Source organism: Okeania sp. SIO2C9, from assembly GCF_010672455.1.
Classification (GTDB): domain Bacteria; phylum Cyanobacteriota; class Cyanobacteriia; order Cyanobacteriales; family Microcoleaceae; genus Okeania.
The window spans coordinates 1-14733 of sequence record NZ_JAAHGO010000012.1 but is presented as its reverse complement, the minus strand read 5'-3'; the positions used below and the strand labels follow the sequence as shown (position 1 = coordinate 14733).

Here is a 14733-nt window from a genome sequence, read left to right as displayed (position 1 = left end):
TTCTAAGCGTAAGGTACATCTTCAACAATTAATAATTAATTATTAATTATTAATTATTAATTATTACCTCTTCTTATAAAGAATAGGATTGGCTAAAAGGATTTTTTTTCTTCTCTTGGTCTCATGGATATGGCGCTGGTTTCCTCGCCATCCCTCGACAATAATTTTGCGTTAAAGAAGACAGAAGACAGAAGGTCTAATTGTCTTCTACGCGGCACGCGGATGTCTTATAACCCCAAACAATTTTAAGCACCCCCGTTGACGATGGGGTATTAAACCCGCAAAATAAAAGATAATATCTAATAGCTTAAACCCACTTCTACCTTAAGTTGAGAAATGCGATTTGTACGGACTTAATATAACTAGAAAAAAAATATTTTAAATAATAACAACAGAGTTTCGAGAATAGACCCTACTGTTATAGCAATGGAAGCAAAGCTTAGGACAGGTCAAAAGCTTAAAACTAAGACAAAGTCAGATTTTTCCTTTTTTTTCCTTCTTCCTTCTCTCCTAGATAACTAAAGCCTTCTTCCTTCTGCTATAAGCAAAAAATATGAAATTTTCTTTCTCATAATTGACCGAAGTAGGTAGACCCTTGTGGGTCTAACCCTCGAAAGTAAAGAAGAACTAATTTTCCAAATATCCAGCTCCCGATCGATTTCACAAAAATTTTCTTTCTATTAATTTTTCGTGAAGATTAAATTTTCACAATTCTCCCCTCCCAAAAATAGCGAAGAAAGCGTGAGCTAGCATATCACAGCAACAAATTTTAGCGAAACATACTACTAACTGAAGTATCCTCGTGAATGCGCCAAATAGTCTCACCCAATAAATTTGCCACCGAAAGAACAGTCAACTGAGGAAAACTATGTTCCTCCAAGAATGGGATAGTGTTAGTAACAATAACCTCTTCAAATACCCCACTAGAAAGACGCTCAACTGCTGGTGGTGAAAATACTGCATGAGTAGCACAAGCATAAACTTGTCGCGCCCCTTTTTCGCGCAAAAGTCGTCCCCCTTCAGAAATGGTACCACCCGTATCAATCATGTCATCTACCAACACAGCAGTTTTTCCCTTCACATCACCAATGACATTTAACACTTCTGCCACATTGTGAGCTTGGCGACGCTTATCAATAATTGCTAATGGGGCATCGTTTAACTTTTTCGCAAAAGCTCTAGCTCTCGCCACCCCACCCACATCAGGAGAAACAACAACAATATCAGATAAATTCTTACTTACTAAGTAATCTAAAATTACCGGTAAACCGTAAACATGATCGAACGGAATATCAAAATAACCCTGAATCTGGGCAGAATGCAAATCCATTGCTAAAATACGATTAGCACCTGCCTCAGTCATCAGATTGGCCACTAATTTGGCAGTAATTGATTCTCGACCAGCAGTTTTACGGTCTGCTCTAGCATAACCATAGTAAGGAATAACTGCAGTCACTTGTCTGGCAGAAGCACGACGACAAGCATCTACCATGATTAACATTTCCATCAAGTTGTCATTAACTGGACGACAACTAGGCTGAATTAGATAAACATCACAGCCTCGAATTGATTCCTGAATTTGAACATATAGCTCTCCATCTGCAAACCTTTTACGCACCATTGGGCCTAAATCTAAACCCAGATATCTAGCTACTTCCGTAGCTAAAGGAACGTTAGCAGAGCCAGAGAAAAGCCTCAATCTATTATGATCGTTAGTAGTGGCAGGCACAGGAGCCTGAATTGGTAAAGTAGCACGGATCACAGCAAGCCCTCGCAGCACCTTGTCTTCATTGCGATCTTATCATCTCAAACCCAAAATATTCTTCCGTATTTTTATCGACAGAAATATTATTTTTTTTTAGTAAAACTCAAGAATATTTGCTAGATTAACCAGATGAATATTTAATATTTATAGCAGGGAACAGGTAACAGGGAATAGGGAACAGTGGCAAAAACATTGCCTAGTCTGAGGTTAATCATCAGCATAAGTCCTAACCACTCTGGCTATTGCTGTAGTAAGAAAATTAAAGAAATCTTTGAAAAACGTAAAATATCTTGTAGCAGAGAATAGAGAATAGGGAATAGGGAAAAGTAGGAAAAATATTTCCCTCTCTAAAGAGCGTTATTATTATTTAGGGTTTGCTGATGGAAAGTCTTTTTGCTGGGGTAGGTAGTAGTTAGGACGTAGAATAAATGGGAATTACAGAGTCAGTGGCCAAAACAATAGTAAGAGTGATTTTTCGGCTATAGCTACCCGAAAATCCTCACTTTTTTAACTTGAGCTTCTCAAAAGCTCATACAATTTCTAGACATAATTTGCCTAAAACCAATATCAGTCAATGCTTTGATATTTAACCAGCAAGCCCTATTTATTAAGTTCTAACTTACCTGTCTATTACTATACAGCCCTTTTCAGATTGATAAACCACATCGTCATAACCAAAAACCTATAAGGGTGCAATTCGGAGCTTTGCGGAGCGCAAATGCCATTCGCCCCTACTGTGGTTTACTGAAATGAAAACCGCTGTAAGTAAATTCTATTATTTTCGTAGACACTAACTTTTTAAGTCAAAAGTCAAAGTTCAAATAATATCATGTCCGGATAATTAGTGATAAAAAACTTTCTCCTTCAACTCCAGTTCTTCTTCTTCCTTCCCTCTTTCCTCCTGACTCCTGACTCCTGACTCCTGAGGACTCCGTCGTTATTTATTTATCACTGTTCAACCGGACATGATATAACTTTGTACCTCATCAACTCAATAACTGCTGTAAATAGCTTGTAAAATAACTTTTAGAGTCAATTGGTATCTGGAGTGAGATTATGAGTTTAAAGGACAGAATTACAGAAGATATTAAAGCGGCGATGAAGGCCAAAGATAAGGTTCGTCTGGAAACAGTTCGTAGCATTAAAAAAGTAATTCTAGAAGAGGAAGCCAACGCTAGGGCAGCAGGAAAGGATTCTCTGACAGAGACTCAAGAAATGGATATATTAACAAGATTGGCTAAACAACGCCGGGATTCCATAGAGCAATATACTAAAGCAGGTCGTCAGGAACTAGCAGATGGAGAGGCAGCAGAATTGGCCATTCTTGAAGAATATCTACCAAAACAATTATCTGATGAGGATATTGCTCAGGTTGTTGATGAAATTATTGCTCAGGTAGGGGCGAATTCTCCGAAAGATATGGGTAAAGTGATGGGTCCGGCCATGCAAAAGTTGAAGGGTAAGGCCGATGGAAAGAAAGTACAGGAGGCAGTTAAGGCTAGGCTTAATTCATAATTAAGTTAAGCATTCAGCCTTCAGCTATCAGCACTTCCCTACGGGATGCTACGCAAACAGCTATTGCTTTTAGTTTTATATAAAAGCTTTACTAATCGAGGCAGAATTTATACTTACTACCAAAGTTGTTAAAGTCTATATTCCATCCTTATTGCTAAGAACTGACAGCTAATAGCTGTTTGCGCAGCATTCCACAGAAAATGCTTACAAATTAAGCTTACCTAAATAGGATAGTTAAGGTCATAAATCTTGATATTTTTAATGGCCTTAACAACATGAGAAAGGTGTATGATTTTAGGCAATATCTTCATTCTTTCTCTAAAATTAAACTCTGCCATCAACAGCTAAAATAGTAATGAAATTGATGACTCATTTCTCACAAGTATTAGCACTTTTAATTTATTAATAATAATTCAGTTATTCTTTAAAACTGTCTGAGCTATTTTCAATTACCTACGATCGAGCTTAACAGATATTATAACTATTGTAAGCTAATATAATTAGGACTGAATCGGTCAGTTTATTTATACAAAAAATATTACACTAAAACACATTTCAATTATACGAATTACCAAAATTTATGCTATATTTAGGCAACACTTCAGTTGTTAAATATTTTTACAGATTTAATCATTTTTTTGATAATTATTGGTTGGTTTGTGTTAATTATTATCTTTAATACTCCCCCATTCAAGAAAATGTATAAAAATTTTTGATAAATAATATGATCTATTCCCTGTTCCCTATTAAATTAAATTTATTATTATGCAACCACCAATTCCTGTAGGAACTATTTTACAAAACCGCTATCGCTTGATTAATATTCTCGGTCAAGGTGGGTTTGGACGTACCTACCTAGCAGAAGATACAGGTCGCTTTAACGAGCGTTGTGCTCTCAAAGAATTTATTCCTCTACAGACAAATACCTATGCAGTAACTAAATCTCAAGAACTATTTTCTCGTGAAGCAGCTATTCTTTATCAAATTCAACATCCCCAAGTTCCCAAATTTCGAGCCACTTTTGAAGAAAATCAACGTTTATTCCTTTTACAAGATTATATCGAAGGCAAAACCTATCGCAGCATATTGCAAGAGCGTCAGATAACAGATAGTTTGTTCTCAGAAGCAGAAGTACTAACTTTTTTACAACAAATTTTACCCGTCTTAGCTCATATTCACAGTTTTGGTATCATTCACCGAGATATATCCCCCGACAATATTATTAGGCGAGAAAGCGATCAAATGCCAGTATTGATAGACTTTGGAGTAGTTAAAGAACTCGCAACAAAAGTTCAATCTTCCCACTTAGCAGCACCCTTGACAAATGTAGGAAAATTTGGCTACGCTCCCTGGGAACAAATTCAACTGGGAAGAGCAACAGCAAATAGCGATATGTATGCTTTGGCAGTTACAGTAGTTGTACTATTGACGGGAAAAGAACCTCAACAATTAATCGACCAAACCACATTAACTTGGAATTGGCAACGGTGGGTACCAGTTAGTCCAGGGTTAGCTGAGATGATCGATAGAATGTTAAGTCATAAACCAGGCGATCGCTACCAGTCTGTTGCTGAAGTAGAGCAAGCTTTAGAAACATTACCCCATATCAAATCTCAGCAATTACCTACCATTAACCAGCAACAAAATAATCCTTCACCTTCCCAACAACCAACAGTAGGAGCAACTCCAAATCAAAACCCTAACCCCAATAACAACCATAGCTTTTTTGATGATCGCCAGTGGGTTGCAACTGCATTAGTAGCGGTATTAGTTGTTTTATCTGGTGTAGCATCTTGGAGTGCAGTTAATTTTTTCCTCAAACGCAGACAACAAGAACCTCAACTTCAGCAACCAACAAAAATGAATCCGATACCAGTACCAACCCTCCCCTCTCCTCCATCATCACCAATACCCACTTCATCCCCATCTCCAACAACGACATCAACACCATCACCTACTTTGCCATCACCATTACCTGTTGTTCCTATACCATCTGCAACACCAGAAATACCAATCACACCACTACCTAGTGCTACTCCTATTCCGGAGACTCCTGCTCCTGTGATAATTCCATCTCCATCAATTACTTCACAAGAACGTCTGAATATATCCCCAGGAGAACCTATATCTATTGAAGGTCGCTTAAAAGGAAATGAAAGTATTGACTATATAATTTCTGGGAGTCTTGGGCAAAATTTGAATTTATTAGTTACAGGAGAAGGAGTATTAATGAGTTTAGCAGCAGTAGATGGTGAACCAGTAGATGGAATTTCTGAGAAAGTATCTATTTGGAAAGGAACTCTACCCAATGATGGCGACTACAAAATAACTCTCATTCCCTTACCTGGTTTACCTGGTACTGACTACAAGCTAGATATTAATTTAGTTAACCCTATACCTAAAGTTATTCCTAGCTCTGAACCGGAAGAAACTGAGTCACCTGCACCCACACAAGAACCGGAAGCAACTGAATCACCTTCTGACCTACAGCTCAATAAACCTTCCAAGAAGGAGATCAAAAAATCATTCCCCATTTCAACCCCACTTGAAGAGCTTGATAAACCTTCTAAAAAGCAAATTGTGATTCCAGAAACAGAGATAACACCGTCACCAACTCCAGCAGAAAAAACTTCATCTGATTCTCAAATTTTAGTTGAATAGTTGTCATTTGAAGTAGCAGTCAGCTATCAGCACTTCAGCAGTCAGCATTTTCAGGGTGTGTAATGGGGGATTCAAACCCCCTTGAAGAAGGAGACAGGAGACAGGAGACAGGAGACAGGAGACAGGAGAGAAATTACATGGGGATTCGCTCCCCCAAGTAATGCGCGAACACCGTGTAGACTGTGGGGTATTAAACCCATAAAGAAAATGATAAAAAAAGTGGCCTGTCGAAGACTATACCCCATGCAATTTTCCCTTCTGCCTTCTGCCTTCTTCCTTCTGCCTTCTGCCTTCTTCCTTCTTCCTTCTTCCTTCTTCCTTCTTCCTTCTTCCTTCTTCAAAAGAATTTATTGATTTTCATCCAAATTATCAAGATTGAAAATAAAAGGAGCTCTTTGAGATTTGTCATTTCCCAGAATTAAAACTTTAGGCATTTGAGAACCACCTGCTTTCCAAGCTTCGATCGCTTCTTTTTGTAAAACCAACTCACCACCTTGTGCTTTTAGTGTTTCAGCTAATAGTTTTTGAGCCTCTGCTTTACCCTTTGCACGGTTAATGTATGCCTGAGCTTCTTGTTCTGCTTCTGCAGCAACATACACTGCTCGTTGTGCTTTTTGTTCAGCAATTTGCTTCTCTTCAACTGCTTTAGCAAATTCAGGAGAAAATGTTAAATCAATTACGCTAGTATCTAACACAAGAATGCCATATTTATCTAAACGAGAACCTAAAGCATTATCAAAGTCTGCTTTCAATTCTTCCCTTTGAGTAATAGCTTCTTCAACAGTTCTTCTAGCTGCAGCAATTTTAAAAGATTCTTGAGTTTGTGGTGCAATTACTTTAGCAACTAAATTTTGTAGAGTTCCTTGTTCTCTTCTGATTTTTACTACTAACATAGGGTCTAAGCGAAAGTTAATGGCAAAACTTGCTGATAATTGTTGTAAATCTTTTGTAGAACTTTGGGCTGGAACTTCAAATTTTTGTACAGTCACATCATAGATATCAACCTGAGAAATCAAGGGGGGTTTAAAGTGAATACCTTCTAAGAGAGCGCCATCTCTAGCTTTACCTAAAATACTAATAACACCAGCTTGACCAGGATTAATAATGACAAAGGAATTGAAGCCAATTAGCAATACTAATGATGATACGGTTGCTAATATTACTGTTTGTAAACTTTGTTGTTGATTTTTCAATTTTTTTCTCCGAATTCTCAGATTATGACTTATTGGTATATTTTCTTTGCTAATCTTAGTTCAAATTGAAAATTATCATTCAAATTATATAATATTTTTAGACTTGTTTAATAAGGAAGAAGGAAGAAGGAAAAAGGAAGAAGAAAGGAGGAAAAAGGAAGGAGGAAAAAGTGAGTGGGGACTCAAAACCTAACGAATTGTAAACACCCTGTAGACGACGCGGTATTAAACTCAAAAAGAAAAAGATAATTACTACTTTTTTGACTAATGTACTCGATCTTAAGTAATAGTATTTTTGAACATTAATACTAAGTTTCAAAATAACAAAAGTTATGAAAAACTAAATACTACCATTGAACAAATCATATTGGGAATAATTAATATAGTTTAAATTTGTACTACTTTTACTTTTAAGAAAGTGATAACAATATACAATTCTTAATTCCTTGCCTAAAGATAGAGAGTAATACCAATTAAAAAAAAGAATGCTACAAAAAGATAGATATTGATCGAATATGCTTAAAAATAGCTGCTCCAGTTCATTTTAGATAGTTATTTCTATCGTTTTTCCCTTTTTTTCAAAATTTTTCCCTTCTTCCTTCTTCCCTCTTCCTTCTTTCGTAGGGACGCCCTTATGCAACGTCCCTACAATTTGTCACAAACATTTATCAAATTGGTATAAGACAAAATTATTTGTCATTTATACTTCATATCATGTCCGTTTAATTAGCGATAAAAAACTTTCCTCTCCTTGTCTTTCTTCTTTCCTCCTGACTTCTGACTCCTGACTCCTGACTCCTGAAATGCTATATTTATTTTTAATTCACAATAGCAAGTTTTCTAGGCATTAGTCTTGCCAAAATTTGTTTCAGTACCATTGCTGTCCAATCAATATCTGCTTCCGTTGTTTCTCGTCCCAATGTCAAACGAATACCTCTAATAGCAGCTTCTTCTGTATACCCCATTGCGAGTAATATTGGACTTGGAGTTACTTTTCCACTATGACAAGCTGAACCAGCACTAATACCAATTCCAGCCAGGTTTAATTGTCGCACCAAAGTTTTACCTGTAATTTTATCTTCCGTTTCCCCTATTTCAACTTCCGGGGGAACAATGCAGAAACTAACATGGTGAGGTAGTCTGTGCCATCGATCCCCAGTAGAAATTACATCAGGAGTTTGTGCCATATGTTCAAATAAGCGATCGCGCAATCTTATTAACCTTAATCTTTCTGTGGTCATTTCCTCATTAGCCAATTCTGCTGCCACTCCAAAACCAGCGATCGCTGCTACGGCCTGAGTACCAGAACGTAATTTCAACTCCTGGCCACCACCAGTCAATATTGGTACTAGCTCTACACCCTCTCTGATATAAAGCGCACCTGCACCTTGAGGACCATAAATTTTATGACTTGATAAAGATAATAAATCTACTGGCAGTTTTTGTACATTTATTGGTAAACGTCCTGCCACCTGAACGGCATCAGTATGAAATAAAACCCCATGAGAACGACAAATATTACCTAATTCCTCAATAGGTTGGAGAGTACCAACTTCACTTTGACCATAAATTATTGATACTAAAACTGTATTTGGTTGTAATGCCGCTTGTAGTTTTTCCGGATCTACTCTTGCTTGTCTATTGACAGGTAATCTTGTCACTTGCCAACCCCAATTTTCTAACATTCTTGCTGGTTGTGAAATCGCAGAATGTTCTACACTAGAGATAATTATATGCTGGGGTTTTTCATAGCAATGTGCTACACCCATGATTGCCATATTATCAGCTTCAGTCCCCCCAGAAGTAAAAATAATTGACTCTGGCACTGCATCGATCAGATTAGCCACTTTTATTCTTGCCCTCTCGACTAATGTTGCCGATCTCTGGCCCCATGTATGTAAGCTAGATGGGTTACCCCACTGTTGGGTAAAAGCTTGTTGCATAACAGCGATCGCTTCTGGCCTTGTTGGTGTTGTGGCACTATAGTCTAGATAAATTTGCATCATGTCTATCCGTTTTTATCATTAACTTCTACAATATAATCAAAATATTGTCACAGAAGTTTTGAAATTAAAGAGCAAAAAAGTAGATAAAAATTGTTTAAGTGGGCGGGCAAAATTACCTGATATATAGACTCTGTAAATTCCCAGATATTTTCTACACAATTCTAATAGGACTGCTATGTGCCTGAATTCTTTTTAATGTGGCTGTTGTAAATCAGATAGTTCTATACTTTATAATAGTTAAATTCTAAAAAGTTACCGAATAATTAAGGTTTAAAGCCTCTCCTTTAAAGGAAAAAAAGCGGTCGTTAGCGTAGCTTCCCTAAGGGTCGCATGGCTAGGTCTCGGAGCCATATCTATGAGACCAAGAGAAGAAAAAATTTTCCTGTCTCGTCAATCCTCTCAAAGAGAGGTAATTAATAATTAATAATTAATAATTAATAATTAATAATTATTGAATAGCTACTTAGGTTTACAAACATTATAATCTTCATGTGACATAACTTTTTGTGGTATGACAAAACTCCCATAATCTTGACAAATCATTCTATAGTTGCGGGTAACAGGTATACTTACTATAAAACGATTATGACGGAGCCGTTTACCTCCAAATTCTCGATAGCTTTGATTATCGTTTAACGCAGAAATAATTGTCCTGGCTTTAACCACTACATAATCTGGTAAACCTCTCAAGTCTATCAAATCACCATCGAAAGAAGCTTCCCATTCTAACTTTTTTTCTCGCTTTTCCGCTATTTTTTCATCAACTCTTTGCTGTGCCATCTCCTGTTGTTCACAACGATGGCATTTTCTCCCATATCCCTTATGGCCACACGGAAAAGTCCTTTTTCTTTTCGGCATAAAACAGCAAAGTTAGTTGTTACCAAGTTCTCTAAGTTTTGGTCATCGTTAAATATTTTTTTCCAGACCTAATTGAAAAATCCACAAACTACTTATTACACTTTAGTAGCGTTATATTCCACTTCAAATTTAACATGATCGGCCATTATGACACAATATTCAAATCAATCTATTCTAAAATGAAAATAGAAGTAATAGAAATATTTAAAATTCAGGCCACTCCTTGAATAAGGATTAGGTATGAAGTTTTAGGTGGCACGGTAAGCTTTTTCACCTACAACCTAAGACCTTCTCCAGCGGTAAGCTTTTTCACCTATAACCTACAACCTTACTTGAAGTGTTATTTTTTTCTACTCAACTGCGCTTTGGTTATATTTTACTACTGGTTCTGAGTCTCACTGCTTGTCAGAATACAAATCAGCAGTTAGTTCCTCATCTTCCCCAGTTACCACAAGACCCCTTAATTGAAGCTTACTTTAATCAGTCCCAAGCTTCAACCTATACTGAGTCTGCTCGCCAGCAAACCAGATTAGGAGATAATCTTGAGGAAATAATTATTGATACTATTGCTAATGCTACTTCTAGTGTAGATGTGGCGGTTCAAGAGTTACGTTTACCTGGTATTGCTCAAGCTTTGGTCGAACGTTATCAAGCAGGGATAAAGGTACGAGTAATTATTGAAAACACCTACAATCGTTCTTGGGGGAGCCTAACTGAATTTGAAGTAACTCAACTATCTGAACGGGAACACGAACGCTACAAAGAATTTTTTCAAGTAACTGACATTAACATGGATGGTTATCTTAGTCAAGATGAAATTAATAGCAGTGATGCTCTTGTCATGTTAACTAATGCAGGGGTTCCCTTGATTGATGATACTGCTGATGGTTCTAGGGGTAGTGGCCTTATGCACCACAAATTTCTCGTTGTGGATGGTCAAACTACTATTGTTACTTCAGCTAATTTTACTAATAGTGGTATTCATGGAGATTTTTCAGAATCTATGAGTAGAGGAAATGCTAATAATCTTTTAAAAATAGAAAATTCTGAATTAGCTGGATTATTCACAGAGGAATTTAATCTCTTATGGGGAGACGGACCTGCTGGAAAACAAGATAGTAAATTTGGCGTGCAAAAACCATTTAGACCTGTCAGACAAATATTTATTGGAGATACGAAAGTGGCAGTAAAGTTTTCTCCTGTTTCTAATACTAAATCTTGGCAGCAAAGTACCAATGGTTTAATTAATCAAACATTAGAATTAGCACAAAAATCTATTGATTTATCCCTCTTTGTATTTTCATCACAACAATTAGTTAATACCCTAGAAAATCAATCTCAAAAAGGAGTATTAATTCAAGGTTTAATCGATCCGAGTTTTGCTTATCGTTATTATAGTGAAGGGTTAGATATGATGGGAATTGCCTTGGCTAATAAATGTAAATATGAAGCAGATAATCGGACTTGGGAAAAACCAATTTTTACAGTAGGAGTACCAAATTTACCCCCTGGCGATCGCCTGCATCACAAATTCGGAATTATTGATAATTCGATTGTCATAACTGGTTCTCACAATTGGACTGAAGCAGCTAATAAAAATAATGATGAAACTGTATTGATCATTGAAAATTCTACAGTAGCAGCTCATTTTGACCGTGAATTTCAAAGACTTTATCAAACAGCGACTCTGGGTATACCATCCTGGTTGATTAAAAAAGTAGAGAAACAAGAAAAAGAATGTGGCGATCTATTAACAGAAACTCAAAATCCGACAATAGATACTAATACTAAAATTAATCTCAATACAGCTACTGCTAAAGAATTGGAAACAATACCTGGTGTTGGACCAAAATTAGCAGAGCGGATTATTCAAGCTAGACAAAATAAACCTTTTACATCTTTAGCTGACCTAGACCGGGTGCCTGGAATTGGACCTAAAATATTAGATAAGTTAAGCGATCGAGTCACCTGGTAAGTTCAACAATTAATAATTAATAATTAATAATTAATAATTAACAATTACCTCTCCTTTCAAACTGATAGAATTGACTCAAAAAAAAATTTTTCTTTATTATCCCCTTAAAATGAGAGGCTTTAAACCACAATTTTTCGGTAAGTTAAGAAGGAAGAAGGTTTAAAAGTCTGAAAAAACTTACAGCAGTTTTCGAGTCTTGGAGGTACAAAGTTTTATTACCCTAGGGAACACTTAACTGGGAAAGAAAAACATAATAAAAAAGAGGGAAAAAAGTTGAATTTTTAGAATTTATGGAATTTATCATTTTTTTATTGTACGAATAAATCACAAATTAAGATGTAACGAATAAATCTTTCTAATTCCTCCTGACTCCTGACTCCTAAAAAATATCCTAGCTATTTGTAGCAAACATTTATTAAATTGATATTATGGCAATTTCGTTTTATAGCACTCTCAGCAGATACGGTTGTTTTTCCAATTGTTCTGCCCATGGTTTTGAATTAGACGGTTATTGGTGGGCTACGAGCGAACATTATTTTCAAGCTCAAAAATTTCCAGGTATGCCTGATGCTGATGAAATTCGTTTAGCAGCAACACCAGGGGAAGCAGCAAATCTGGGAGGCGATCGCAAACGTCCATTACGTTCAGATTGGGAACAGGTAAAATATGATATTATGCAAAAGGCAGTATTCAACAAATTTGCTACTCATTCTGAGATTCGGAAAATATTACTGTCTACTGGGAATGAAGAAATTGTTTATAGATCTCCCGTTGATTTATATTGGGGTCAGAGAAAAGATGGTAGTGGGAAAAATAAATTAGGTAAAATTTTAATGGCAGTACGAGATATGTTGAGTTCAACAATTAATAATTAACAGATAAATTAAACAGTTAACTGGTATAGGATTTTTTCAATTTCGTCAGACGATCGCTCCTATCTTGAGAGTTATATAACTTATATAGTCATTCCAGTTAAGATTGAGACAAGGGTTTCTTACCTTGAAAGAGTTTCAGCTAAAAAAGTGTTCCAGTCTTATTCAGAATGACTATAAATAATTTTATAGATAACTTCAATTTGTATAACTCATAATTTTGATATGGGAGTCATATTTGAGTTTTGTAGAAAATATCCTGAAAAAAGGAGAGAGCTAACAAAAGTAAAATTTTGAGACTGTTTATCTATTTTGGGATTTTTTACAAATTCGACAATGATTGCCATAGTTAAAATTAAATTTAATAAATTTTACAAGTCATATAATGTTTTAAACCAGTTAATAAATATTTGAGCTTGGGGATGTTTGGGATTTAATATTCTTTCTATCACAGCATTATGTAATTGACGACCAGGAGGATTTTGCCAAGCTAACCATGTATGAATATTAGCTTGATCAGTATGATTTTCTATAAATGGCACACCTTTATTTTTAGCTTCTTTAATACCATTTTGAAAAAAGAATGTTACGAATAATAAGCATGAGAAAAAGACAAATGCAGGAGGTATTCCTTTGACAAAGCGGTGCGACCCCGCGACGACGCCAGTCGCACCTGGTAGCGCACCAAGAGAAAAATAGAATTTATTAGCTCAAAACTGCTATTGAAACTATTAATTATGACTCCTGACTCCTGACTCCTGACTCCTAAGAAATAGCCTAACTATTTGTAGCAAACATTTATCAAATTGGTATAAATGCTGTTTGTGCATAATTCCAAAGTAGTTCTTTTTCATCAGGAATTATGTAAGTCAGAAATGTTTCTAACATTCCAGACATTTTATTCTCTGGCATCACCCAAACTCCAAATTTAATATCAGAATGAGTCCTATGAATTAGACCTGTTTATGGTAAATTTTCAGGAAAATTATGAATCATCGAATCAAGCTTTTTTTTCATCCAATTTATTCGATGAATCTACTTGTATTGAAGCAATTAGATTTTCCTGATATTTATCATTATTTCCTACTATAGAAAATTCGCTTCCTACTGAAATTTCACGCCCATATAAAAGGTGACGAATATCTAGCTGTTTAGAGCGTTCTTTCAATAAAAATTATCCTCGATAAAACATCATTTTCTGAAATTGTTCGGGTTGGTACGAGCAATATAAAAGTTGAATAGCTTCTAAAATTGAAGTTTTCCCACTATTATTCATTCCCACCAACAAATTAACTCTGCCAAGTTGTTGAAGTTCAAAAGATTGGAAACAACGAAAATTATTTATAGTTAACGATTTCAACATATTTATTTCCTGTTTATATATATTTGAAAATAAAAAAATTAATTTTAAGACGATAGTCAATTTTCAACTTTTTGTTTGAGAATAGGTAAATCTCAATTACACCAATTTCATCAATTGAGGCTACACTACTTATCTTATACCAATTCCCAAAAAGAATGCTATACTTGGGGGACTTCAACTATTAAATAATTAGCACTAGTTAATTATTTTTTTACTAATTTTAGCTATTTTAATGTAAATTATTATTATTTTACCTTTGACTTCCATAAATTACCGAAAAATTGTGGGTATGCGCCTGCCCTTTTAAGGGGATAATAAGCGGTCGTTTGCGCAGCATGACCTAGGATGGGATGGCGAGGTCAAAGGAGCTGTCCGACCATCGACTCCTGTGAAAAAAATTTTCATGAATTTGTCAATCCTCTTCAATTCATGGAGAGGTAATTATTCATTATTCATTATTCATTATTAATTGTTGAATGTAGCGTTAAAATTTTGAGGCGATAAAATCTAACTTTTAACTTTTAA

Annotated in this window: 13 protein-coding genes; 4 read left to right on the top strand and 9 right to left on the bottom strand. The window is 35.7% G+C overall.

All coding sequences use genetic code 11. The features are described 5' to 3' along the window. Positions 1 to 769 precede the first annotated feature (769 nt). Positions 770 to 1762 carry a ribose-phosphate pyrophosphokinase gene (locus F6K23_RS10715; protein ID WP_293061178.1) on the bottom strand — a complete coding sequence of 331 codons (993 nt, stop codon included), beginning with the start codon at positions 1760 to 1762 and terminating at the stop codon, positions 770 to 772. 1059 nt (positions 1763 to 2821) lie between these two features. Between F6K23_RS10715 and F6K23_RS10710 the strand changes: the two genes are divergently transcribed. Both F6K23_RS10710 and F6K23_RS10705 read left to right on the top strand, forming a co-directional pair. Next, positions 2822 to 3280, top strand: a complete 459-nt coding sequence (locus F6K23_RS10710) for a GatB/YqeY domain-containing protein (protein WP_293154544.1) — start codon at positions 2822 to 2824, stop codon at positions 3278 to 3280. Between the two features lie 765 nt (positions 3281 to 4045). Next, positions 4046 to 5941, top strand: coding sequence for a serine/threonine-protein kinase (locus tag F6K23_RS10705; protein ID WP_293154541.1), 1896 nt, complete (start codon positions 4046 to 4048; stop codon positions 5939 to 5941). A gap of 347 nt (positions 5942 to 6288) precedes the next feature. Here the strand turns inward: F6K23_RS10705 and F6K23_RS10700 are convergent, their stop codons facing one another. The 4 genes from F6K23_RS10700 to F6K23_RS10685 all read right to left on the bottom strand — a co-directional run bounded on the left by F6K23_RS10700 (position 6289) and on the right by F6K23_RS10685 (position 10024). Next, entirely contained in the window at positions 6289 to 7134 is an 846-nt protein-coding gene (locus F6K23_RS10700) for a prohibitin family protein (protein ID WP_293154538.1), read from the bottom strand. An 818-nt stretch (positions 7135 to 7952) separates the two neighbouring features. Then, positions 7953 to 9137, bottom strand: a complete 1185-nt coding sequence (locus F6K23_RS10695; RefSeq protein WP_293156102.1) for a cysteine desulfurase family protein — start codon at positions 9135 to 9137, stop codon at positions 7953 to 7955. Positions 9138 to 9599: 462 nt separating this feature from the next. Further along, positions 9600 to 9920 (bottom strand): hypothetical protein, encoded by a 321-nt coding sequence (locus F6K23_RS10690; RefSeq protein ID WP_293154535.1) that lies wholly within the window; start codon positions 9918 to 9920, stop codon positions 9600 to 9602. After that, positions 9890 to 10024, bottom strand: a complete 135-nt coding sequence (locus F6K23_RS10685) for a hypothetical protein (protein ID WP_293154532.1) — start codon at positions 10022 to 10024, stop codon at positions 9890 to 9892. Before F6K23_RS10685 ends, F6K23_RS10690 begins: the two co-directional genes overlap by 31 nt. Positions 10025 to 10335: 311 nt before the next feature. On the opposite strand from F6K23_RS10685, the gene F6K23_RS10680 reads away from it, so the two are divergent. Then, positions 10336 to 11973 (top strand): DUF655 domain-containing protein, encoded by a 1638-nt coding sequence (locus F6K23_RS10680; protein ID WP_293154529.1) that lies wholly within the window; start codon positions 10336 to 10338, stop codon positions 11971 to 11973. Between the two features lie 428 nt (positions 11974 to 12401). After that, positions 12402 to 12848: an NADAR family protein gene (locus F6K23_RS10675; protein WP_293154526.1), complete on the top strand. Its 447-nt coding sequence runs from the start codon at positions 12402 to 12404 to the stop codon at positions 12846 to 12848. A gap of 368 nt (positions 12849 to 13216) precedes the next feature. On the opposite strand, the gene F6K23_RS10670 is transcribed toward F6K23_RS10675, so the two are convergent. From F6K23_RS10670 to F6K23_RS10660, 4 genes are all read right to left on the bottom strand, one after another. Continuing rightward, positions 13217 to 13411 carry a DUF3226 domain-containing protein gene (locus tag F6K23_RS10670; protein WP_367267695.1) on the bottom strand — a complete coding sequence of 65 codons (195 nt, stop codon included), beginning with the start codon at positions 13409 to 13411 and terminating at the stop codon, positions 13217 to 13219. Positions 13412 to 13646: 235 nt separating this feature from the next. Further along, positions 13647 to 13799: a DUF3226 domain-containing protein gene (locus tag F6K23_RS41730; protein ID WP_367267694.1), complete on the bottom strand. Its 153-nt coding sequence runs from the start codon at positions 13797 to 13799 to the stop codon at positions 13647 to 13649. Positions 13800 to 13845: 46 nt separating this feature from the next. Continuing rightward, a complete protein-coding gene (locus tag F6K23_RS10665; RefSeq protein WP_293154521.1) occupies positions 13846 to 14013 on the bottom strand; it encodes a hypothetical protein in 168 nt (55 codons plus the stop codon). A gap of 6 nt (positions 14014 to 14019) precedes the next feature. Continuing rightward, the gene (locus tag F6K23_RS10660; RefSeq protein WP_293154518.1) at positions 14020 to 14208 is read right to left on the bottom strand and encodes an AAA family ATPase; all 189 of its coding nucleotides are present in this window, start codon (positions 14206 to 14208) and stop codon (positions 14020 to 14022) included. Between the last annotated feature and the right edge of the window lie 525 nt (positions 14209 to 14733).